This window comes from Neochlamydia sp. S13 (genome assembly GCF_000648235.2).
Taxonomy (GTDB): domain Bacteria; phylum Chlamydiota; class Chlamydiia; order Chlamydiales; family Parachlamydiaceae; genus Neochlamydia.
Genome location: NZ_AP017977.1, coordinates 517,603 through 541,401, shown reverse-complemented (window position 1 = coordinate 541,401; position 23,799 = coordinate 517,603). Strand labels below are relative to the sequence as shown.

Genomic DNA, 23,799 nt, shown 5'->3' with positions numbered 1-23,799 from the left:
GACAATTTCTCCTAAATGTCGATTCTTTTTTCGATTAGTTCGTAGGCTTCATACACAGAAGATAAATACCCGGTGTGTACAAAAATCTCAAGCAATAAACATAGAAGAAAAAATATAAATACTACGCTTAGTAGTAATTTTCCTCCCGGCACGCGAAAATAAGCTGGATATCCTTTAGAATACCGCCCTACCCAAACCATTAAAACAGGAATAAAGCCATTTAAGATTGTATCCCCATAACCGCCCGACGAATCTAAAGCGACGACAAACACTCTTTCAAATTGAGTAGCAAAAACAAGGGTAGGCATGATGATTAAGATGCCTAATATTACGTTTCCCATTCCTATTTTTTTAATCTTTAATCCATCGGAAAGGAAATCAAATAACCCTAAAGCAATTCCCAAAAAAGAAGTGACAACGGCAAAAAAAGCAAAAAAATGGGCAATACTTGCTACATACTTTCCATGCACATGTTCATTTAAAAAAAGGGTGGCAGGCTTGCCATCTATCAAGGCTTGAGCCAAGCCATGGGTTCCTTCTACAGGCACAATCCCAAGCATCATACATTGCCATAAAGCATAGATCATAAAGGTGATAGAGGTCCCTCCAATAATTGCTAAACGTAAGCCCTTTAAATTCTTTTTTAAATAAGGGGTCAAACTTGGGACCATTGTTTGATAGCTGAAAGAGGCCAACATTAAAGGAATAGCTAATAGAAAACCTGTCCAATGACTATATTTCAAATAAGTAACTTGCACTTCAGGCATCCCTATGCTAATTAAGGCTACATAGGAAGCAAGCATAGCCATAAATAAAATTGCATTGACTCGGCCTACAATGGCACTCCCTAAATAGAGGACGAGTCCAAAAGTTAAGATATAAATCGTACACCCTAGTTCTTTAGTCAAGGGAATATTGAAAACGCTGTCGAAAGCTATAGCTAGCTGATGGCCTCCTGCTGCCGTATAGGCAACAAGCGAGGCATAACAAATAAAGAGATAAAGAATCCAGCTAATCCAACGTCCAACATTTCCTAAAAGGCGGTGTGTCATGGTATCAACATGGACACCTTCTTCCATCCACAGGCTAACTTCCAATAAAAGTAGACCTGTAATTGTCATCATTATCCAACAAATAACCATGACGACTAAAGAAGGTATAAAACCATTTACACCCGTGGCAACAGGCAAAGCAAGCATTCCTCCACCAATACAACAACCCGCTACAAGAAACATAGCTGACAAAACGGTTCCTTTAGAAGGAACGTGACTTTTTTCCACAACTCTCCTTAATGAATTTTAAAATTAGTGAAATGATCATAGATAATTTAGTGATAGTCATCAAGAGGAAACACCTATAGAACTAATAGTAGGGCACCATACAATCTAATTTATCTTTTATCTCCTTAAAAGTTAGCCAAACTCTCTACTTTTTTTCCTTTCCAGGAAGATACTTTCAAGACGCCAAAGGAGATGGAGATAAAAAATTTTCTAAGCTTTCCCCTAGAGATTGTTATAATAACACTCTTCATCTACAATCCATCTATTCATTCAATGTTCTTGAAAGACAGTTTATACATCTTTAAGCTTGTGTTTCATTCAATCCTCTCTTTTATTAAGATAAAAAAGACTCAACGAGTGAATATGCCAACATTCTTATTAAAAATTCAAAATCTCTCTTTTTCTTTTGGAGAAAAAAAGATACTAAAAAATCTTTCGTTAGATATATCACCTAACGAAGTTATTTCTTTAGTAGGATGGTCAGGATCAGGGAAAACGACTCTCTTTAAACTCCTCGCAGGCATATTACCGCTCGAAACAGGAGTTATTAGCGTGGCCACAGGTCAACCTGCAGAATCCATTGCTTTTATGGCGCAAGAAGATCTATTACTTCCTTGGAGAACCATTCTAGAAAACTTACTCCTCCCTACAGAATTAGGGAAAAAGCCTTCTTCTAGCTTATCTCTCCAGCAAAAAGCATTAAGCCTGCTTTCAGAAATGGGCCTCAAAGAAAGTGCTAACCTATATCCTGAGCAACTTTCTGGAGGAATGCGCCAAAGGGCTTCTCTCGCTCGTGCTCTTTTGCAACAACGCCCTCTTCTACTGCTAGACGAACCTTTTAACAAGCTAGATGTAGTGCTTCGTGAGCAGATTTATGAACTATTACGCAAAATCAAAGAAAAATTAAATTGTACGATTTTAATGAATACCCATGATTTCCGTGATGCTATTTATCTGGCAGACCGTATCTTATTGCTGCATGATGGGAGTATTCATAAGATATGGAAAATAGAAAATAAGCTGCGTCGTGATCCGCTCCACTATGCAACCCTTTCAGAGGAAATCCGGCAGGCCCTCTTTAATTTGATAGATTAAGCTTGATAAGTATGAACTTTTAATTTTCCTCCTCTAAAGGGCCTTGTTAAGTAAATAATCTAGTAGGTCGTTTGTTTTAAGGCCCTGCCTTATGCTACTAAATTAGCACCCATTGTCTTTTAGATATTCCAATTCTTCCATCTATTTCGTAGAGCAGCATTTAAATTATAAAGCATGCTTGCTGATAGGCCACTTTCCTAAAGAAAAAATTCCCTGCCAAGCTCTAAATGACTTTCAAAGTATTATTTCTTTTTTCTCCATCCAAGTCTTGCCAGTCTTTGGCTTAAGGTTCCTTCTCCTCGCGGAGAGGCTGAAGGATCTATACTCCGAATATAAGATGATGGGTAGAAAGATTATCTATCATAAGCTTCCTGTCTATAAGAAATTTTTAGGTTCTTTGGCAACTTAAAGGATCATCGATTTTGTTATTAATTCATCCGCTTTATTGCTCTTTGTCAAATCCCTCAAAATAATCTCCTATAGATTTGAACAAATGCTTAAGTGAATCTTTCTTCAAATTCTCCGCTTGTCATTCCCATGCTGGCAAACTTTGCATTCTCCTTCGCCTTACAGAGCTTCATCCCACAAAAATCAAAGGCTATGTCTGTTATGGAAGGGTATGGCTTAACTTCTTCACGTTCTTGCCCAAGCTCTTTAGTGCATCTACAGATGCATATCTAATTAAGATGGACGAATAGTAAGCAACCTTGAGTATTAACCCGCATAGAATATGCCTCTGCTAACTTTATTAAGCATTATAATTATTTAACTCTCTGCTAGATAATGAATTAAAAAGCTACATCCCATCTAAAACTTAAATTAAAAATATATTTTCCTATTTTAATTAATGGAGTTATAGCTTATGTTTAACTGCGGTTAAATTTTTGAATTAAAGCTTGAAAAGCAAGGATAACCTATAAACGCTTTCCTATAGCTACTTGCTAAAAATAAATCATCAATATTTTCTAGGATTGATTAGATTGTTAAATAATGAAAGCTTTGCTATTAGCCTTATAAAACATTAAAGAAAGGGCTTAACCTCATGCAAGTTCAAAATCTCTCCCCCGCTCCTCTATCAAAGACTTCACCTGCAACTCCTGTGTCTGCTATTTCTCCCGATGTCCATAAGATGTTACAAAATCCTGAGCTTTACGCTATGGTAGAGGGTACTCTATGTGGCCGGCTGGTTAAATTGCTTCTAGCACGCTGTAATACTACTCTAGAAAAGCATTTATATGCATACAAAGCTAAAGGAGTTGTGCTCTCAGAAAGTTTACAGATTATATTGGGAATAGCCCAAGCCACAGATAATCAAGAAGCCCTTGATATACTCTATAAGTATAATCCTAACTTAGCTTCCATTTGTCATATTAAACTTATGGCTCATCGATTTAGTATTGTCGGTAAAAGCCAAATAAATGGGCAGTTTTTTGAGTTAGAAGGTTCTGATCATCGCATTACTTTTCAAGCTCTTTATAATTCGCTTAAACAGCATCTAGATCTTCCTGAGCAAGAAATTATTCTTCCTATTATTGAAATGATCTTAAAAGTTGAAAAAGATCCCACTATAATGCCAGAAATTCTTTTAGACGCGTATCATCAAGGCAAAACAATTTTTTTGCCTTTGGTATTTAAGTTAATTACAGCCAGCCACATCTATGGTTTTCTCATTAAAGGCAACCGGCTAATCAAGCTGAATAAAGGACTTCATGCAGACCTACCCACCGGTTTGCATATTTATAAAATAGCTGATCCTTCTAAGATTAATATTGAATACATTCATAGATTACTGAACACGAATGTATTGAGGACATATTTTGAAAAAGGTGTGGATAAAGAACTTGGCCTTGTTCACGACCACTATATTCCTACTACCCTTCAAAAAGCAGGAGTTTGTTCTTGGTCTATAGCCAAACTAGCTTTACGAGGAGGATTTATTTTAGAAGGAATTGAAAATGGAAAAATAAAATATAAAAAATGGAGCCAAGCCGATCGTTTTGCAACAGTCATTGATTATCTAAAGCAAGAAAATGTAGATCCCCACTTAATCGCTTCTTTGTGGTGTAGAACTAAAGACCAAAAAATTAAAGAAGCTTTGGAAGATAGATTAACAACTACGCATATAGCTAATGAAAACTCTACCTCCCTTCATTTAGCAGCAGAAAGCAATAACTTTTCAGTAGTAGAAAAGCTATTGATGGAGGGAGAAAATATCAATAGTGAAGACGCTGAAGGCTGGACACCCTTAATTGCCGCAGCTTGCCAGGGCCATGTTGAAATGGTGGAATACCTGTTGGAAAGAGGAGCCTACGTTAATAAAACGGGCAAAACAGGCCTTAATGCTTATTGGCATCTATTATCTCAACAAGGTGAATGCTCTAAAAACCCTAAAATGGAAAACCATATTAAAAAGGTCAAGCAATTATTAATAGAGAAAGGAATTGACACCGACCTTTCCAATGGTTTTAGATTGATGGCCCAACGCCATGCGAAAGGATTTTAAAAATTTTGCTTTTGCATACGCTCCAGCCTTTCCACCACTTCATCAATCGTTGGCCTTGTTCTTGGGTCAGGGTTGCACATTTCTATGATGAGCCTTTCTAAATCACTCTCCGCTTTTTGTTTTAGTTCTTCTAGTTCCTTCTTATACCCTGCATCTGTTAAGTATAAGGTAATTTGAATAGCTTCCCTACCTACTTTCCAGGGAGCAGATCCATGGCTGATAAACATTTCTAGCAAACTGACCCCTAACGCATAAACATCAGCAGGCCTAGCATCCTCGACATGCTCTTCCTCTGAATATTCTGGTGGGATATAACCTGGCGTGCCTAGGGAATCTCTTCTCTTGCTGGCATCGCTATTCTTATGGACAGTATCAAAATCCCCTACCACAGCCTCTACTGTTTCCGGATTGGAGGGATCCCATTGCAAGAAGATGTTTTCAGGCTTAAGATCCCGATGAACCCATCCTTTCTCATGCATTCTTTGGATTCCTTGTGCAAGTTGAAGGGCTATTGGAATATGCAGTGGCTGGGAAGACTGATTGCTTTTAGCAAAAGAGAACATCTTTTCACCAGAAAAGGGGTAATACTTAGAGATAAAAGCCTCCTTGCGTCCCCCTGTTTTTTGCCCACTCCAGATAGAAACAGGGTTTTTAGGTATTGATTCCCAAACCACATGCTCCATTTGGCAAATATATGGTTGGTCTTTTACCTCCTCCATAAATTGAAATATAGCCTTTCGCTGCTTCTGATCAAGAGGTTTGAATAAGACTCCTCTGACTTTAATTTCTTCAGTGTCTATATCTTGCATTAACTTAGCTCTTTTATATCCCCCTTTGCCTAGCAAACCTGTTTTTATTTCATCTCCAACGCGAATCCATTCTTCTTTTTTCAGGTGAACTGAAATCTTTCCATTAGAATAAACAGTATATGAATGCGTCAACCCTTCTACTTTCTTAGCGCTAATTTTCGTAAGAGAATTAATGGGCTTTCCTCTTAAAATTTCCTTCAATATAGCAATATCTTGTTCAATAGCCTTAAAGTCAAATTGCTTTGATTTCTCACCCATCATTTTTAATGGCTGGCTAATTTGCCCTTCTACTGTAGCAAGCTGTGCAGAGTGAGTGGATTCTACCTCTACATCTACCACTAGGTTTTCTAATATTTTATCTAATTCCTCACTAAGCTGCTCTAAGTTGCTTTGAGGTAAGCTTATTTTCGGTATTAGCCGGCTTAATTGAAATTTCTCTAATTCTGAAGCACTCTTTCTAGCCTCATTGAGCTTTTTCCCTAAGTTGCCAACCTGTAAACAGAGGTCATCTCGCTCTGGCGATAGTTTGAATTTTTCTTCGCTTAATATTTTCTCAAGATCGCTAAGTTCCTCTCTAATTGCATTTAAATCTTCTAAGCTTGGTTTTTCATCTAGCCTTTTTTCATCTAGCCTTTGATTTAAACGATATAACTCCTCCTCAATTTCACTAAGAGCGGCTGCTTCCTTGGTAAGGTCTAAATTTGCTATAGATACTTCAGCTACAGCTTCTGTTTCCTTCTCTTTACCTTTCATCTTTCTTCTTATTTCTTTTTCTTCAGGTGTCATAAAGGCTAGAGGAATGGCTATTTTTCCAGGGGCAGCTTTACCAGCTTGGGACTGTTGTCCTTCATGGTTTTTTTCAAAAACCCTTCTCAATTTTTCAAGCTTTAGCGACCTTTCACGCCCTTTGACCTCCTCACTCGCTGGAGTAATTTCTTCCGAGGAAAACTTTCCTTCGAGTTGTGGAGGCTTATTTGATTTCTGTTCTGGCTTTGTTCTTTGAAGGAGACCTCTTTCGGAGGGCCTGTTTAAGAGATAATCGGTTTTCGCCATGATTTCTTTAACTTTTTCGCTTACCTTTACTTGCCCCGGCATCTTTCTCTCGCTGGATACTTGCTCTCTAGGAGTGACAGGTAGAGATTCTTTTTCTTTCCAAAAATTTAAAACTTTACCATAGTCATTATTCATAACTATCCTTTATTAATTATTATTAAACAAACAAATTTACCAATAATTTAATTATAAATTATAAATATAATTGTTAAAACAATTTATTTATTAAAATTAAAAGTAAATAATTGTAAGTTATTAAAAATTAACAATCACTTCATTATGTATTAAAAAAAACAATCAGTTTGTAATAAAAAAAACGTTATTAATTTTTATAAAAAAACTCAACTAATAAACAGTTAATTTATTAACAAGCAATATTTTTTAAACATATATTTGCGTAATAAGCTGATTTAAAACGCATGATTATTCAAATTAACTACTTCTTATTTATATGTAGCAACTGACAATTAAACTTCTCGAAAAGAAAATTTTAAGCTAAAACGACAATTTAAACAGAATTTCAGAAAGGATGTGAAATTAACCAATGATCCAAAAATGCTAGCTGGATATGCTAAACTAGATGGTTGCTATATGATCAAAAAAGGCTTTACTTGCCAAGAAGTGAACAAGCAAGAAGCGTATAACTGGCATAAAGATTTAGCTAAAATAAGATTAGCTTTTAAAATGGTAAAAGGAGACCTGGAAATACAGCAATCTACTTTCATAAGGAGCTGAAACAACAAACGAAGATGGATTTAGAAAGACTCTTCATAAAAATGTGCGACCCTGACCCATTATTATTAACGATTGATGAAGTGGTAGAAAGGCTGCAGAGAATGCAAAAGCAAAATTTTTAAAATCCTTTCGCATGGCGTTGAGCCATCAATCTAAAACCATTGGAAAGGTCGGTGTCAATTCCTTTCTCTATTAATAATTGCTTGACCTTTTTAATACGGTTTTCCATTTTAGGGTTTTTAGAGCATTCACCTTGTTGAGATAATAGATGCCAATAAGCATTAAGGCCTGTCTTGCCCGTTTTATTAACGTGGGCTCCTCTTTCCAACAGGTATTCCACCATTTCAACATGGCCCTGGCAAGCTGCGGCAATTAAGGGTGTCCAGCCTTCAGCGTCTTCTCTATGGATATTTTCTCCATCCATCAATAGCTTTTCTACCACTGAAAAGTTATTGCTTTCTGCTGCTAAATGAAGGGGCGTGGATTTTTCATTGGCTATATGCGTGGTTGTTAATCTATCTTCCAAAACTTCTTTAATTTTTTGGTCTTTAGTTCTGCACCATAGAGAAGCGATTAAGTGAGGATCTACATTTTCTTGCTTTAGATAATCAATGACTGTGGCAAAACGATCGGCTTGACTCCATTTTTTATATTTTATTTCTTCATTTTCAATCCCTTCTAAAATAAAGCTTCCGCGTAAAGCCATTTTGGCTAAAGACCAAGAACAGAATCCTCCTCTTTGAAGGGTAGTAGGAATATAGCGGTCGTGAATAAGACCCAGTTCTTTATCCACACCTTTTTCAAAATAAGTTATTAATGCATTCGTGTTCAATAATCTATGAATGTATTCAATATTAATCTTAGAAGGGTCAGCTATTCTATAAACATGTAAGCCAGTGGGTAGGTCTTCATGAAGTCCTTTATTCAGCTTGATTAACCGGTTGCCTTTAATGAGAAAACCATAGATGTGGCCGGCTGTGGCTAGCTTAAATATTAAAGGTAAAAAAATTGTTTTGCCTTGATGATAGGCGTCTATAAGAATTTGATCCTTTGTATGAGGATCTTTTTCAACTTTTAGGATCATTTCAATAATAGGAAGAATGAGCTCTTGCTCAGTAACATCTAGATGCTGTTTAAGGGAAGTATAAAGAGCGTGAAAGGTAATGCGGTGATCAGAACCTTCCAAGTCAAAAGACTGCCCATTTATTTGGCTTTTACCCACAATACCAAATCGATGAGCCATAAGTTTAATATGGCAGATGGAAGCTAAGTTAGGATTATACCTATAAAGTATATCGAGGGCTTCTTGATTATCTGTGGCTTGGGCTATTCCCCATACGGTTCCTAGCCTTTTTGAGAGTATAATTCCCTTAGCTTTGTATGCATATAAATGTTTTTCTAGAGTGGTATTACAGCGTGCTAGGAGCAATTTAATCAATCGGCCACATAGAGTACCCTGTACCATGTCGTAAAGTTCAGGATTTTGTAACATCTTGTGGACCTCGGGGGAAATCTCAGATACAGGAATTTCAGGTGAAATATTTGATAGAGGATGGGGAGAGAGATTTTGAACTTGCATAAGGTTAAACCCTTTCTTTAATGTTTTATAAGGCTAATAGCAAAGCTTTCATTATTTAACAATCTAATCAATCTAGGAAATATCGAGGATTTATTTTTAGCAAGAAGCTATAGGCAAGCGTTTATAAGCTATCCTTGCTTTTCAAGCTTTAATTCAAAAATTCATCCGCGGCTAACTATAAGCCCTATATTTATTAATTAAAATAAAAATATATGTTTTTTAGTTTGATTTTTCTATAAAAATTTACTTTTCTGATTCCTTATCTAGTAGAGGGCCCAGCCTTGTTAAGTAAATGATCTATTATTTTGTTTGGTTAAATTATAGGGGTTATATCAGGCTTTACCCCCTTTAAGTTAATGCCTATTGTCTTTTTAAGAATTTTGAGCTTCTTCATCCTTTTCCTAGCTAAAAGCCTTAACATAAAGTCCTGCTCGCTGAAAAGCTAGCTTCATAGAACGCCAACCTCTTCCAAAGTTTTTTTAAAACGATACATTACCGTTTCGGTAAGCATCTTCTAGGTACCCTCAAAGTTCTTCCAAAGCTGCCTGGCAGGGATCCTTTTGCCAAAACTTTGAATGGCTTTCAAAGTAGTCATTTCTTCTCGCTTGCCCATCTCGTAACCTAGCTTTCCTCTTCATGATAGAGATTCTAAAAGATTTACACCTCGAATATGAGTTGAGCAGTAGAAAGCTTATCTATCATAAACGCCATCTCTATAAGCAGTCTTTACACTTTTTGTTAGCTCAATAATCATAAGATTGGCCACTAAAGCACTCAACTGACGTGCAGAGGCGTTGGAAAAATTATTCGGTAGACGTACTATTTTTGAAAATAGAATAAAGAAATGAAGCCAAATCATCTTGGACATTTATAACGATTGCCTTGACCAACTGAAACTCATAAGCGACAGCTAGAACACTATCTAGCTTTTTAGGTGTTTCGGCTCCCTGCTTTCTTAATAGCGACCCTTAGGGATTAAAAGAACTATAGCAAGTTGTTATAAAGCAAGCACGCCATCTAGAACAAGACAAAGAGGGAGCATTGATGATAAATATAGAAGTAAAGCCTCCCTATAGATGGAAGCGATATCCTCGAAGAGCAAACGAAAGGTATTAGTTCGCTTTCAAGCCTTATTGGCTATGAGGACCATACTTTTCCGATAGAATGGGAAGAAGTCGGAAAAGGCATGCATTCTTAAAACCTGAAAATTAAAAAAGGAGAAAAGGTAGCCTTCTCTCACTAAAGATCAACAATTTAAGGTACTTATTCGACGAGTAGCTACCCATCAAGCGAAGTTTAAATAGCTATTAGCTGATAATCGGTTTGGCACTAAAGATAATATGTAATTTAAAATAGCTTGTAATGATGAAAGTTTGCTAAAGTAATAAACAAAACAAGGAGGTAAAACATGAAAAAAATATTAGCGTCTCTATCTATATTTTTAAATTGCTCACTGTTAGTCGCGGCTCCTAGTTCTGTTAGACATGGAGTCTCCCAACCGTCTCAAGTAAGACAAAGCAGACCTGCTTCATCGATTATCTACTTAAACGCCGATAATTTTCACCAAATTCTTAACAATCCTTTGCCTATCATTCTAGATGTTTATACTGATTGGTGTGGCCCCTGTAAGCAACTGGCTCCTATTTTTGAGGAATTGAACAAGGAATTAGGTAACCGTTATCTATTTGCTAAACTCAATGCTGATGAGCAAAAAAATTTATCCGATCATTTCAATGTTCAAGCTCTTCCTACGCTTATTTTTATCAAGGACGGCAAAGAGCTTGGTCGATCTTCTGGATTTGTGAATAAAAGCCAGCTAACTTCAATGATTAAAAGCTATTTTGGTCATTAAAACAGCTCATAAGTTGTCCGGTCATTCTTTTTATTAGGAATGCCGGGGGACTTAAAAAAGCTTCTAAATAAACAAAACTTCGCTTTTAGATAAATGAGCTGGAGAAGTATCAAGAAGAATAGCTTAATTAAAAACTTTTTATTAAATTATTTTTATAGCTTTAAAAAAATTAGCATAAATATTTAGCCCTCTGCAAGCTGTCCTTTTCTTCAACGAAAGGACTTTTATAAAGTAGGGGGTTGCATAAGAAGTAGTTCAAAAGCGTATTATAACTCTTCCATCCACCTTTTTAGATAAACCCACTCTTGCCTTGGAATCTGCTGCGATTCTGCCAAGGTTGGAACTGTGTTTAGCCACGCCTGTTTTTCCCATCTAAAGGTCGCAGCGCTTTTTTCAGGGTGATGATGAGCATACAGTTCAAAAGCTTCTTCAGGATAAGCTTTACAGTAATCAATGCTTTCCTGCATTGCTAGTTTAAAAGCCTCTAACCTATTAAAGTCATGTCGGCTGATAAAAATCAATTCGCTGTAAACAGGGTGACCCAATTGCGTTACTTTAAAATAAGAGTTTTTTATATTTAACGCTTTAAGATGTTCACCTTCAATATTCCAAAAAGCTCCATAAATGACATCGACTTGCCGATTGGCTAAGAGCGTGACAAGATCGAAATTTACATTGATAAGTTTCTTAGGAAGTAGATGATTAGCATGCAATAAGCGCTGTAATACTTTTAGATTGTTACCCCCTAAGCTATAACCAATGATTTTGCCGGACAAATCCTTAGGAGAGCTTATTCCCTCTCCTTGGCGGAAAATAAAACTATTCAATGGCTGGCCTACTAAAACGCCTGCTAATTTCACACCAGCACCTTTTTGCTGAGCCTGAATAAGGTCGGGTAGATAGTAAAGAGCTAAATCTGCTTTTCCCGATGTAAGATAGGGTACGCTATCCGAAGGATCATTAAGTTCTATGATCTGTAATTGAATACCATGCTTAGCAAAAATTTTTCTTTGTACGCCTGCATAAATAGGCACATGATTGCTATTGGGAAACCAGTCTAGTAATAAACGTAGGACTTGCTTTTTAGGCAATACAGTTTGCATGGAAGAAGGAAAAGCTCCTATTATTCCTATGAAAGTTAAGAGTAGCCCTATTACCCATCCCTTCATCGTTTGATGTTTATTATAACGGTATTCCGTGTAAGCAATGACACTATAAAGCAAGAGGCTAACCATAATCAGGCAAAGAAGGGCTCCGAATGTGATTTCAAGTTCTGTAGCCCTTCGGCTTTTTAGCATGAGTACCCCTAGGCCTGACTGTGCACCAGCCCATTCCCCTGCTATGGCACCAATTCCAGCACCGGCTGCCGCGATCCGAAATCCCGCAAAAATATGGGGCAAGGAATAAGGTAGCTGTAATTTGGAAAATGTTTGCCATCTTGTAGCCTGATTGATATGAAAGTAATCAAGTAAATCCTGTGGAGTGCTCATTAACCCCTGATAGATATTGAGGGTAAGAGGAAAAAAAATCATCAGGGCCGTAGGTAAGATAATGGACATATCAGACCATCCAAACCATACGATCATAATAGGGGCTAAAGTAAACATTGGAATTGATTGAAGCCCTACAAAAAAGGGCTGCAGAACTGTCCTAGCAGACTTATAAAGATACATGATCCAAGCTAAAGGAAAGGCCATAATTAAAGCCAATAAAAAGCCCCCTGCCATTTCTCGCAAGGTGACCTTGCTATTCATAATAAAAAGATCTGAGCTTTGCCACATCTGAACGACGATCGAGGATAAGGAAGGTAAAACGAATTGATATTGAATAAAATACTGACTCGTTAACTCCCACAAACAACAGAGGATGATAAAAGATAGGCATGCCACAAGAAAATTTTTTTTCATAATTTTTTGCTAATAAAAAAAGCCTTTTTTATCATCCTATAAGTAAGCTTAATTTTTTTTAGGATCCTTACTACTCCATTCAACTAAGCATCAGAGGTTAAAATTTTTAATGATATAAACACATAATAAGCCCTGCGGCAGCAATCACCCTTAACGATTGATAAGGATCTTGTAAGCAATCAAGAAGGAACGGTATTGACTGGGGCGAAGATACATGCATGATACCTTCTAAGATATGCTCTTTCATTTCTCTATCCACTCCAGGAAAAGCTTTTGATAAAGTTTCCAAAGCTGTCTCACTTTTGCCCCACCTTGCCATTATTAAAGCAGCTTGCACACGCACTTGTACATCCTCGTCATTCAAAAGATCTTGCACTAGGTCTAAGGCCATTTGATCGCCTTCAGACAGCAAAGTTGCTGAGGCCATAGCGGTAATACCCCATGTTTTTTCTTCCAGAAAAGATTTAATGGCTTGCTGGGCTTGCGGATATCTCATGATAGCCAAAATATTCAGAATCTCAAGTCGAGTGATTTGATCTATAATAGCAGGAGAAATATCAGGGTCATCTGAATGCTTCAGGCGATTAGGTATAAGAGCACGCACATGACTTTTTTCATCCCATGACCATTTTTCTTTAAGATGGGCAAGGCCCTGATATAAAGCCTGGCATGCTTTTTGAATTTCTACACGCTGACTAATTAGCCCTAAAGCTAAGTTTATCCTTACATAAGGATCTGTTGATTTCTTAAATTGCTCCTCGATTAAAGGAAAGCCATATTTTCCGCAAGCCGCCAAGTTTGCCGCTGCTACAATACGTACATCTCTACTAGAGCTTTCTAACCATTTTGTAAAAGCTTCTTGGCCTTTTAGAGAATTATTTAATGTCAGTAGCCAAGCGGCTTTTATGCCAACTAGAGGGTCAATATCTTCCAATTTTTTTTCTGCTATCAGCAGTAATGACTCTCCTTTAACTTCTTGAATGCGTAGATAACCACTCACCCACAAGGCCGCCTGGCGCACTTGCGCATGAGAATCATTGATTAAAGGTATAATTAAATCGATAGCATCTTTCATATCACAATGCGCGACCACTTCGCAGGCTAACAAGCGCAAAGCCGCACGTTTATTTTTTGCTAAACGAGAAATATCTTCTCGGGTAGCAACGCCCCATAAATTGACTAGAGATTCAATAACTACTCTGGTTTCTTCCGCCGGGGTGGTAGTTTTTTGTAATAAAGCCAACAATTCTTGCTTGGCTTCTTTCATTTTCATTAAACCAAGCGTACGAATCACTTGCAGTCTTACATTCCAAACTGTTTCTTCACGGAATAAGCGAAGGATTTCCTCTTTAATCTCTTGGTCACGGCAATGCGCACTCATTTGAGCAGAAGCACTCCTCAAAGCAGAATTTTTATCTTTAAGTCCTTTTAATAAAATTTTAATACCTTTTACATCTTGAGAAAAAAAGGCAGAAAGGATGGACATGAATCGAATGGTAGGTAAAGAAGAAAAAGTAGCATGCTCGATCACTCCCCAAGCTAAAGTTTCTATTAAAGCTCGATTATTTTTCTCCTCAGGAAAAATTTCTATATAATTTTTCCATGTAGCCAGCATCTCTTTTTCATTACCCTGCTTAGCAAGGGCTTTAATATAGGCTGCCCATAATTGTTTACTATAAGGAAATAAATAAAGGCCTTCTTTAGCTTCTTGGCTAGCCGATCCAAAGTCTTTAATGCGTAAATGGGCATGGACCGCTTGGACATATGTTTCTTCATTTCCATAGCCAGCTGCTGGGCAGAGGAAGGCAAGGGTACATCCTATCCAAAAAATTATTTCTCGCATAAATAAAATCTAGCTACTTACTTTATAATTTAATTAAAAAATCATTTTTATAAACATCCACTTTGGCATCTTTTATACGCGTTAAAACGCCATTACTGTGTAGTCTTAAGGCTTGCTTTACAGCAACCATTTTTCACTTTAGCGCCTAAAAAGCTGCGCATGAAGGGCATAAATTTTAAAGATAATCATTACAAACTATAATTTCTTTACGATAGCAAAGAAATTTTTTAAGGGTAGGTAGAATATCCTGGTGAATTTCTATAGAAATAAAGCAAACAGCTTTATTTAAAAACCGCTTTTTCTTTCACTAGAATAGCTTTTAAGTAAGAAAGCAACGTTTTGACTATAAATTCTGTACTCTCTATTAATAAAATTTTAATTTTTCCCAGAGGATAAACTCGAACGAGTAGAAGGCAACTCCAGCATCGCTGGGCTGTTCAATCTTTTATGTGATAAAGTTTATATTCTGCCCGCGGCTCTATCAAGTAAGCTAAAAGCTTAATGTATTTATCCATTTTAAAACTTTTTTCATTGAGTAAAAAATTATTGCTATCCTAGCGTTTCTAGCTTACGTCCTCCTATCAAATGAAAATGTAAGTGAAAAACCGTTTGTCCTGCTAAGGCCCCATTATTAGTTAATAACCGATAACCTTCAGTAATATGGTGTGTTTTTGCTAAGAGCTGAGCTACTTGTACAATCTCGCTAATTAAAGGCAAATCCTCTACTTGGACGGATTGAAGGTCAGCAATTTCCTTTTTTGGAATAATTAAAATATGCACGGGTGCTACGGGATGAATATCTTTAAAAGCCAGAATGCGTTCATTCTCAAATACTTTGTCTACCGCAATTTTACCCGCTATAATTTGTGCAAAAACATTGGTTGTCATAATTTTATTGTCTACTTTTTAAGTACATAATTTAAAGCTTTTAATGCATCGTTGTAAGTTTCCCATACAGAGATAAATCTTCCTTTATGACAAAAAATGGCTCCTTTTATCCCGCTCACCTCTTTCAATTCCTCTTCTAAGAGCCCGGCCCATTCACTAGGAAGAGGAGAGCGTACCTTCATTTTATCTTCATAGGTAGGAGGAATGCCGCGCAATTTCCAATGCGGTCCTGCGGGCATAATCACAAATTTTGCCGGATGATTAACTCCCCCTAATTCAAAAAACAATTCCAACCAAGGAATATTTTTCTCAAAAATTAGACAATCGTCTTTCTTTTCCATCGCTCTAGAAACAATTTCTCGGCAAGAAAGAATATAATTAAATCGATTAAGTATACGATTAAGATATTGATAAGCAAAATCAAGAGCCTCAAAAAAAGCTTTATCTTGTGTGGCCTCATCGGCATCCTGCTTAATGGGGGTAAAGCTAGAAATAATGGTAGAATAAGTACACAGGCCATAAATTTGCGGATCTCTACCATTATCATGAGCATCCACTCCCAAAACTAGATTTGCATTAAAGCAATCATACTCTTTAGGGGTGATAATATGTTGGTCTTTAAGATAAAGAAGAACCATTCCTGCGCTACTCATGGCTCCTTGATAATCTGCTTGATGATGATCAAACAATTTATTCTCAGGGTCATAGCATCCACCCACATCACATACGTATTCGCATTGACTTAAAAGCTGAGGATCTCTTGTGCGTATAATTTGCTCACGGTCGATTAAATTATAGAGAAGTAAAAGAGCACAAGCAGTCACCTCATCAGCATGAAAAGTCCCGCTATGGGTTCCTACGCTTCTGGGAAGCTTTTGATTATTCATAAATTAAATTTGCTATCTTGATCTGGTGTAAGGAAAAAATTATGTCACAAGCAAAATTTTTATTAAAACAAAATCCGAAGGCTTGTTTAAACTTTAGCTCAAATAAACTAGGGGTGATTTTTTTTTCGCTATTTTAAAAGACACGATAACTTATAAACAAAACTATTCTCTATTAAAGTTGTCTTTTTGCTTTGAAAAAGCTTTCTGTACGCTGGAGTACTGCTTGTACTTGTAAATTTAATCCATTAAATATGAGAGATTTAATTTAAAAGAAGAAAGAAAAAGCTGCCATTGAAGATAAAAGGCTAGCATTTTTTTCTCTTTGCTTCTTACTTTATTGACAGGCTATAAACACAATATTCACAAAAAATGGATCTAAAAGTAAAGCATTTATGTAAATTGGCGTACAAAGAACGTACTTAAAAATCTGTGCCTCCTTTTTGCTCTATAAGATTTTTAAGCGTTTGCTCACATTTTTTTACATAAGCAGTGACATTGACTAATTTTAGACAGGTTCATATGATCAGCCTTCTGCTAGGAGGTGTATGAATAGCCAATTATTTCTTGAAACAAAGTATTTAGATTTAGTCACTCCCGACGGTATAATTACACATTTAGGGCCTATCAATGAAAACACTAGAGTGGCAACAGTTTTTATTAATCAAATACCTTCACTCTTTGTTGGATTCGAGATAGATTTAAATCATATCTTCTTTAATATCAAAAGCACGCTTGCGCAATTAGGGGTAAATGGTATAGGCATTGAATATCAATTGGATAAGCAAAATGGCTGTGCTGAAGTTAAAGTTCATCTTTCCGCCCTCGGAAAGATAGGCGCGGAAATGCTTAAACAAATTGAAGTGGGAGCAACCATTGGTCGCCTCTTTGCTGCGGATGAGCGTCGTCGTGTGCGTGATCCTGATTATTTATTGCGCATGTTTGGGCGCTCTGATCGATGGGGAAGGCCTCTACTTTCATTAGGAGGATTACATGGAAGTGATCATTTAATCCTAGATAAAGTGGATGGGCGGACGGTAGCCTACCTATCCTTACTAAAAGGGCGGGGTGAATATGCCTCGACCATTCATGGTTTCCTTCCTACCGTCGCAAAAGCATTAAAATCCTCTCTTAGTATGCGGGAAATCTTAAAACTTCACCAAGAATGGGAGCTAGATCAGCCCCGAGAGGTAAACAAAGATGAGCTTTTACTTGTCCGCACTTTACCCTTACATATTAGAACGGTTTTTGGCCATGTAGCCCAAGAACTTCTTTCTACCGAAGTCCAGCACACAACAGCATCGGTTCTCCAGCCTGATACCTATGCTTCAGGTGACGTTTATGAATTGTATGGCAATAGTCAAAGAGAAATTACCGATATTCCTTTAGAATTTTATACTTTAGAACCTTACCGCGAACATGTGTATTTTTCTGATCGTGATCAGCTACAGTCTTGTCTAGAAGATACTCATGTACTTTTTGAAGCTTTTAAAACTGCACCTAAGCCTATAGAAAATCGTGCGGCAGTATTTGTGGTAAAAGGAGAGCAATTTCTCAATCTTAAACCAGAAACCTGGATTACACGCACGTCACGTTTTCAAGAATTTCCCAAATGGGGCCATGGAGCTAGGCAAGCACTCATGGTCGAACGTTTCATTGAGCAACAGCCCTCTTATCCCTTTTTAAAAGCTATCGATGATTCAAGTATTACGAGCCAAGGTATCCTCCTTACTCGTTATTTTCCCTCTCCTTTCATGAAACGTATGTTATTAAGCGATCAAGTGCAAAGATGTCTTAAAGGAATATATTTTCAATATGCCTCCCAATCCCATCTAGAGTTTTTTTCTGCAGAAGATCGTGCTCTTTTACACGATCTTAATAAGTTTGCCATCCCCGTGTTTTGGGTAGATGAAACTAGCCATAAGGTTCTACAATTTGTGCAAAAGCCCGGCTATGACTCAGGGCTCTTCGTTCCTCTTGGAAAAATCGAAACTTTTCTAAACTCTACAGTATTCGGTATTTATGGCTCTAACTTACTTGAAGGAAATTTTGAAACTGAGCTAAGGAAACTTCTAAAAGGCGTCATAGAAATGCGCCAAGAAATGAATCATCCTTTGCTAAAAAAAGATACACCTCTTGCTTTAATTACGGGCGGTGGGCCTGGGGCTATGGAGGTAGGAAATCGGGTCGCACAAGAATACCAGATGCTTTCTTGCGCTAATATAGTAGATTTTAGAGCAGGTCCTCAGACGGTGGTCAATGAACAGCGGCAAAATCCTTATATAGACGCTAAAATGACTTATCGCTTAGATAAACTTGTAGAGCGCCAAGCAGAGTTTAATCTCGATTTTCCTATCTTTTTAGAAGGTGGAATTGGCACAGATTTTGAATATTCCTTAGAGGAAGTGCGCCGGAAAGTCGGTTCAGTTCCTTCAAATCCTGTGTTGTTATTTGGAGAACCCGCTTATTGGAGACAAAAAATTACCAGCCGCTTCCAGTTAAATTATACCACCGGCACGATCAAAGGCTCGGAGTGGATTACTAATTGCTTTTACTGCATCCAGAATGCCCAACAAGGACTGAAAGTTTATCGCGAATTTTTTCAGAATAAATTAAAAATTGGTAAAACTGGCCCTATTTATGAAGAAGGCTTTTGTATCGTCGAATAAAGGCCTTTCCTCCCAAGAATGATGGATTTGCCTAGATTTTTTTAAACAGCATTATTTTAGCTCATCTTCTGACTAGCTTAAAGAAGCAGCTTTACAAATCAAAGCAAAGTTTTTAAGAAAACCTGAAAGAAAATAAGAGGAGTAAACAGCTTATTTTCACTATTTTTTACTCATAAGCTTGCGTTTAACCTCTTCTTATTTTTATTTTTTAAACTTTAATGGTTAAGTTCCTTTTTGTTCATCTGAAAAGATAGAAGGGTAAAGTGCTATAAGCTCTTCAGGAGGCCTTCTTAATAGCCCTTTTTGACGTAATTCTTTGATACATTCCATTGAAGGATTAGAAATAGTGCCCATTTCTATGAGCCTTGAGTCAAGATTTTCTTGCACAGTGATATTAGGAAAATTTTTCATGTATTCTTCCTTTTCTCTCGCAGGCATTCCTGCGGTGACTTTATCTATACAAGTTGCAAAAGGTTGTAAAGAAAATTCAGACGACCAAGATGCAAAGAAGATACTAGCAAATCGTCTCTGGCGTGCATATTTACCCCCTGGATTAACGACCTGGTGACGAGTGGCACGTATTAATCCTGCCGTTTTAAGTTGAAGTTGCTCTCCAGTGTTTACAATAAGATAGCCCTGAGGGATATTTACCGCTTTCCATTCTCCTTCTTTGGTCATTAATTGTAACCCAGGGACTGTAGAAGGAGGAAGCAAAGTCAATGCATTCAAGTCTTCATGTGCACTTGCCCAAACAGCTTGAGGCTCATCTTCAGGCCTGGGCGATGGGTAATGCGCTAAACGAAGCAAATTAAAAGCATCGTTAATACTCTTAGAGATATCTTCAGTTGGTTCTTCTAAATATTCAGCCAGATATCCCATAAATAAAGCGGCTAGTTTTGTAAGTTCCTTATGATAACCAGACATGATTTCTTTAAATTTTGGCGGGTTTTGGGGCCAATTCTCAGGCCAGGTATCATAATTAGGCGGAATGAAATAGGTCTCTTTAAGATCTGCTACCTTGGCTCCTGCGGCAGTTTCTCTCCCACGTTCAGAAAAACCGGTAACGTGACTGGCACGACGGTCTTTTAATTTTTCTTCTAAAGGTTGAGAAAAATATTTTTCCATCTCAATGTGGGCAGCTTCAATCAAAGGAATTAATGATTCGGCTTTAATGGCCACAAATCCTACGTCTTTAAGTCCATCACCAAATTGCTTGATAATTGCTTTTCTTTGCTCTCCTTGTGCTCGCTCTAATTCAATAAGATCAAATAAAGGAACAGGAGCATTATCAATAATTAAAGTTGGTAGATTCACAACTACAGAAGAAGGAAAGAGTTCATCTCTTTTTTCTGCTTTAGCTATAGAATCGGTAGGACTACTTCTTGGTGTTGCATTTGGCAAGGCTAAAGAAGAATTATATAAATCAGTCTGAAATTGTGTAGAGGCCTGATAATTGATCGGGGTGCTCATGTTATTCACCTAGTATGTTTAAAAGTTTATAAGTATTCCAAAGCTCGATAACAAGCTAATAATTTCTTGAACACTTTGTCAAGTTATTTCTCCTAAGCTCATAACTTTACTCTCACCTTTAGAATCCCGCTATTAAATGAAATATTCTTAAAATTCTTTTTAAGACGTCTTAAACCTACTCCAACAATTGATCTATCTAAGAAGCTATTAAACTAAGGGTAAGAAATATTTGCCAATCTTCTACTTTTCTTTCGATCTAGCTATGATTTGTCGAAATTTTCTTTACAGCTTTTTCGTTTAGATTAAAGCTAACATTCTGTAGCCGTTTTTTTCAGGCTTTTTTCTTCTATAGATCCAAGAAAAAATTTCCCGTATTAACAAGCCTATCTCTTAAGTATTCAGCATTCTCCTCTCTATCTGCTTACGCTAGATGAAAAAGCTCCCACAAATCTTTTTTTTATCGATGCGCTGCTGGGCTTGATTAATTAAGAGTTCCACCATTTGGCGTTCATCTCCATTGGCAGCAAGATTCTCAAAAACTACAGGCAAGCTTTTTCCTTTATATCCCTAATCGATCTCTTGTCCCTCTCTTTTTACACAAGAAAGATGAATAAACATGGCTAATTATAGAACGTTCATTAATGAGATAAATTCTTAGTCACACTATGTGAAATCGCTTTCCGCTTATTACCATCCCATTATCGTTCTTTTTCTCTAAAAATTAATTATTTTTTCCCCTTTTTTATGCAGAAGAGAAAAAATTGAAACCATGCACATCACACATTAAGGGTCAAATCCTATGTTTTACAAAAGATCCTATTCTCATATTCCTAAAAATAGCCTTATTGTCTATAATCTCCCCTATTCACTTTAGGGAAACTTGTATGAAAAAGATTCCTGTAGGCATTTTAGGTGCAACAGGTATGGTTGGCCAGCAATATCTACAATTACTGTCTAAGCACCCCTGGTTTGAAGTGGTTTTCCTAGCCTCATCAAAGCAATCAGCTGGTAAAAGCTATGTAGAAGCAGTTCAGAACCGCTGGCTTCCTAATACGCCTCTTAGCGAAACACACGGAAAACTTCCTGTTTATTCCATAGAAAATATTGAGCAATGCAAACGAGATTGTAGCCTCGTTTTTTCAGCTGTGGACTCCCCTATTGCTAAGCTATATGAAGAAAGTTATGCGGCTGCTGGCTTACCCGTTATGTCTAATGCTTCTTATCACCGTAACACTCCTGATGTTCCCCTCCTAATCCCTGAAATTAATGCTCATCATCTGAGCATGATTAAAGAACAACAAAAAAATCGGGGTTGGGCGCAAGGCTGCATTGTTGTCAAGCCGAATTGCTCCCTTCAAAGCTATATGATTCCTTTACAACCTTTGCATCAAAAGTTTCAGGTTAAAAAACTAATGGTGACTACCCTGCAAGCAGTAAGCGGGGCTGGATATCCAGGGGTTTCATCTTACGCTATCCAAGACAATATTATTCCCTACATTGAGGGCGAAGAACAAAAATCTGAAAGTGAGCCTTTAAAAATCTGGGGAAACATTCAAGAGGATAGGATTGTCAATGCTTCAGGTATTTCGCTCTCTGTAACCTGTAATCGCGTTCCAGTACTAGATGGCCATATGGCATGCGTTTCAGTAGAATTTGTTACTAAACCTTCCTTAGAAGATATTTTGCAAGCCTGGCAGACTTTTAAAGGAGTCCCTCAAGACCTTCATCTACCCTCTGCTCCCCTTTGCCCTCTTGTTTATCATGACGAAAAAGATCGGCCTCAGCCTCGTTTAGATAGGCTTGAAGGCAATGGAATGTCTATAGTAGCAGGACGCTTAAGAGAATGCCCTCTTTTTCATTACCGTTTTACAGCTCTTTCTCATAATACGATTCGAGGAGCAGCTGGAGGTGGGATCTTAACTGCTGAGCTAGTCTACCAACAAGGTTATATAAAAAACTAACGATATGATAAAAAGAAACGCTAATTTTGCAAAGCTTAGTAACGGATATTTATTTCCTGAAATCCATAAGCGTAAGCTTAAATTTATTTCTGATCATCCTCAAGCTGAGGTGATCAGTCTAGGAATTGGTGATACAACAGAACCCATTCCTTCTTCTATTGCTCATGCCATGTCACAAGAAGCTATGAAATTGGGAACCATCCAAGGTTATAGTGGCTATGGACCTGAACAAGGGCTTAATGAGCTTCGCGAGCGTATCGCTTCTCAACTTTATTTTAATCGCATTTCCTCCTCGGAAGTATTTGTTTCTGATGGCGCCAAGTGCGATATAGGCCGCCTTCAGATGCTTTTGGGAAAGCATGTATCGGTAGCTATTCAAGATCCAGCTTACCCTGTTTATGTAGATGGCAGTATTATCCAAGGAGTAAGCAATATTGTTTACATGCCTTGTACTCCTGAAAATAATTTTTTCCCCGATCTAGAAAGAACACCTCGCACAGATATCATTTACTTTTGTTCCCCTAATAACCCTACAGGAGCTGTAGCTACAAAAGATCAATTAACCAAATTAGTTGACTTTGCTAAAAGCAATCAAACGATTATCTTATTTGACTCTGCCTATGCCAACTTTATACAAGACCCTTCTTTACCCAAATCTATTTTTGAAATCCCAGGCGCCAAAGAAGTGGCCATCGAAGTAAGCTCTTTTTCTAAGCTTGCAGGCTTCACCGGAGTACGCCTTGGCTGGACAATCATCCCTCAAGCCTTAAAATATGAAGATGGAACTCCAGTAAATGCAGATTGGCAACGTCTGACTACTACTATTTTTAATGGGGCCTCCAATATAGCTCAGCAAGGTGGGATGGCCGTTCTTGAAGATAGAGGCCTCCAGGAAGTGAAAAAAACCTGCCAGCTCTATCTGGAAAATGCCCAACTAATCAAAGTAGCTCTTGAACAACAGGGCTGGGAAGTGTATGGCGGAACTAATGCCCCTTACCTGTGGGTACGGTTTAAAAATCGCAAATCTTGGGAGGTTTTTCAAGCTTTACTGGAAAACTATCACATCATTACCACACCTGGCTCAGGTTTTGGCCCCTCAGGAGAAGGATTTATACGTTTTACAGCTTTTGGAACACGTAATAATATTATGCTAGCTATAAATAGATTAAAAAAGCCGTTTGTATGTTAAATGAGACCCCTTTGTGCCTTTAAAATTAGCACAACATCTCCCACCTTTATTAATAGGTAGATTGATCAGCTTATTTAAGAGA

Annotated in this window: 16 protein-coding genes; 6 read left to right on the top strand and 10 right to left on the bottom strand. The window is 37.4% G+C overall.

The features are described from left to right. Positions 1 to 11: 11 nt before the first annotated feature. Positions 12 to 1,280 (bottom strand): amino acid permease, encoded by a 1,269-nt coding sequence (locus TY21_RS02065; RefSeq protein WP_052354676.1) that lies wholly within the window; start codon positions 1,278 to 1,280, stop codon positions 12 to 14. A gap of 363 nt (positions 1,281 to 1,643) precedes the next feature. Here TY21_RS02065 and TY21_RS02060 point away from each other — a divergent pair, with 363 nt between their 5' ends. Further along, positions 1,644 to 2,375, top strand: a complete 732-nt coding sequence (locus tag TY21_RS02060; protein ID WP_042244056.1) for an ABC transporter ATP-binding protein — start codon at positions 1,644 to 1,646, stop codon at positions 2,373 to 2,375. Between the two features lie 1,042 nt (positions 2,376 to 3,417). Next, positions 3,418 to 4,878, top strand: coding sequence for an ankyrin repeat domain-containing protein (locus TY21_RS02055; RefSeq protein ID WP_052243959.1), 1,461 nt, complete (start codon positions 3,418 to 3,420; stop codon positions 4,876 to 4,878). Here TY21_RS02055 and TY21_RS02050 read toward each other — a convergent pair. The 3 genes from TY21_RS02050 to TY21_RS10925 all read right to left on the bottom strand — a co-directional run bounded on the left by TY21_RS02050 (position 4,875) and on the right by TY21_RS10925 (position 9,922). Further along, positions 4,875 to 6,875, bottom strand: a complete 2,001-nt coding sequence (locus tag TY21_RS02050) for a protein kinase (RefSeq protein ID WP_042244035.1) — start codon at positions 6,873 to 6,875, stop codon at positions 4,875 to 4,877. The genes TY21_RS02055 and TY21_RS02050 overlap by 4 nt on opposite strands. A 718-nt stretch (positions 6,876 to 7,593) precedes the next feature. After that, on the bottom strand, positions 7,594 to 9,054 hold the full coding sequence (locus tag TY21_RS02045; protein WP_130589487.1) for an ankyrin repeat domain-containing protein: 1,461 nt from the start codon (positions 9,052 to 9,054) through the stop codon (positions 7,594 to 7,596). Between the two features lie 691 nt (positions 9,055 to 9,745). Continuing rightward, on the bottom strand, positions 9,746 to 9,922 hold the full coding sequence (locus TY21_RS10925; protein ID WP_158623002.1) for a hypothetical protein: 177 nt from the start codon (positions 9,920 to 9,922) through the stop codon (positions 9,746 to 9,748). Between the two features lie 540 nt (positions 9,923 to 10,462). Here TY21_RS10925 and trxA point away from each other — a divergent pair. Beyond that, positions 10,463 to 10,906 (top strand): thioredoxin, encoded by a 444-nt coding sequence (trxA, locus tag TY21_RS02040; RefSeq protein WP_052354673.1) that lies wholly within the window; start codon positions 10,463 to 10,465, stop codon positions 10,904 to 10,906. A 266-nt stretch (positions 10,907 to 11,172) separates the two neighbouring features. Here the strand turns inward: trxA and TY21_RS02035 are convergent, their stop codons facing one another. The 4 genes from TY21_RS02035 to TY21_RS02020 form a co-directional block, all read right to left on the bottom strand. Then, positions 11,173 to 12,813, bottom strand: coding sequence for an ABC transporter substrate-binding protein (locus TY21_RS02035; protein WP_130589486.1), 1,641 nt, complete (start codon positions 12,811 to 12,813; stop codon positions 11,173 to 11,175). A 106-nt stretch (positions 12,814 to 12,919) separates the two neighbouring features. Continuing rightward, positions 12,920 to 14,656 carry a HEAT repeat domain-containing protein gene (locus TY21_RS02030; RefSeq protein WP_042244029.1) on the bottom strand — a complete coding sequence of 579 codons (1,737 nt, stop codon included), beginning with the start codon at positions 14,654 to 14,656 and terminating at the stop codon, positions 12,920 to 12,922. Positions 14,657 to 15,205: 549 nt separating this feature from the next. Then, complete coding sequence (locus TY21_RS02025; protein ID WP_042244027.1) at positions 15,206 to 15,544, bottom strand: HIT domain-containing protein; 339 nt, start codon at positions 15,542 to 15,544, stop codon at positions 15,206 to 15,208. 11 nt (positions 15,545 to 15,555) lie between these two features. Next, positions 15,556 to 16,431, bottom strand: a complete 876-nt coding sequence (locus TY21_RS02020) for an MYG1 family protein (RefSeq protein ID WP_042244025.1) — start codon at positions 16,429 to 16,431, stop codon at positions 15,556 to 15,558. Between the two features lie 545 nt (positions 16,432 to 16,976). Here TY21_RS02020 and TY21_RS02015 point away from each other — a divergent pair. Continuing rightward, positions 16,977 to 19,097: an LOG family protein gene (locus TY21_RS02015; RefSeq protein ID WP_042244023.1), complete on the top strand. Its 2,121-nt coding sequence runs from the start codon at positions 16,977 to 16,979 to the stop codon at positions 19,095 to 19,097. Between the two features lie 222 nt (positions 19,098 to 19,319). On the opposite strand, the gene TY21_RS02010 is transcribed toward TY21_RS02015, so the two are convergent. Further along, entirely contained in the window at positions 19,320 to 20,567 is a 1,248-nt protein-coding gene (locus tag TY21_RS02010; protein ID WP_079980020.1) for an isopenicillin N synthase family oxygenase, read from the bottom strand. 426 nt (positions 20,568 to 20,993) lie between these two features. Next, complete coding sequence (locus tag TY21_RS11605) at positions 20,994 to 21,116, bottom strand: hypothetical protein (protein WP_255501508.1); 123 nt, start codon at positions 21,114 to 21,116, stop codon at positions 20,994 to 20,996. Positions 21,117 to 21,451: 335 nt separating this feature from the next. Here TY21_RS11605 and asd point away from each other — a divergent pair, with 335 nt between their 5' ends. Together asd and TY21_RS02000 are read left to right on the top strand one after the other, a co-directional pair. Continuing rightward, positions 21,452 to 22,528, top strand: coding sequence for an aspartate-semialdehyde dehydrogenase (asd, locus tag TY21_RS02005; protein ID WP_042244021.1), 1,077 nt, complete (start codon positions 21,452 to 21,454; stop codon positions 22,526 to 22,528). Between the two features lie 4 nt (positions 22,529 to 22,532). After that, on the top strand, positions 22,533 to 23,717 hold the full coding sequence (locus TY21_RS02000) for an LL-diaminopimelate aminotransferase (protein ID WP_042244019.1): 1,185 nt from the start codon (positions 22,533 to 22,535) through the stop codon (positions 23,715 to 23,717). Positions 23,718 to 23,799 lie beyond the last annotated feature (82 nt).

Coding starts and splice junctions, on each gene's coding strand:
- TY21_RS02010 (WP_079980020.1), bottom strand. CDS start 20,567: ATGAGCACCCCGATCAATTATCAGGCCTCTACACAATTTCAGACTGAT.
- TY21_RS02060 (WP_042244056.1), top strand. CDS start 1,644: ATGCCAACATTCTTATTAAAAATTCAAAATCTCTCTTTTTCTTTTGGA.
- TY21_RS02035 (WP_130589486.1), bottom strand. CDS start 12,813: ATGAAAAAAAATTTTCTTGTGGCATGCCTATCTTTTATCATCCTCTGT.
- TY21_RS02050 (WP_042244035.1), bottom strand. CDS start 6,875: ATGAATAATGACTATGGTAAAGTTTTAAATTTTTGGAAAGAAAAAGAA.
- TY21_RS02015 (WP_042244023.1), top strand. CDS start 16,977: ATGAATAGCCAATTATTTCTTGAAACAAAGTATTTAGATTTAGTCACT.
- TY21_RS02025 (WP_042244027.1), bottom strand. CDS start 15,544: ATGACAACCAATGTTTTTGCACAAATTATAGCGGGTAAAATTGCGGTA.
- asd (WP_042244021.1), top strand. CDS start 21,452: ATGAAAAAGATTCCTGTAGGCATTTTAGGTGCAACAGGTATGGTTGGC.
- TY21_RS02020 (WP_042244025.1), bottom strand. CDS start 16,431: ATGAATAATCAAAAGCTTCCCAGAAGCGTAGGAACCCATAGCGGGACT.
- TY21_RS02000 (WP_042244019.1), top strand. CDS start 22,533: ATGATAAAAAGAAACGCTAATTTTGCAAAGCTTAGTAACGGATATTTA.
- TY21_RS02030 (WP_042244029.1), bottom strand. CDS start 14,656: ATGCGAGAAATAATTTTTTGGATAGGATGTACCCTTGCCTTCCTCTGC.
- TY21_RS02055 (WP_052243959.1), top strand. CDS start 3,418: ATGCAAGTTCAAAATCTCTCCCCCGCTCCTCTATCAAAGACTTCACCT.
- TY21_RS10925 (WP_158623002.1), bottom strand. CDS start 9,922: ATGTCCAAGATGATTTGGCTTCATTTCTTTATTCTATTTTCAAAAATA.
- TY21_RS02045 (WP_130589487.1), bottom strand. CDS start 9,054: ATGCAAGTTCAAAATCTCTCTCCCCATCCTCTATCAAATATTTCACCT.
- trxA (WP_052354673.1), top strand. CDS start 10,463: ATGAAAAAAATATTAGCGTCTCTATCTATATTTTTAAATTGCTCACTG.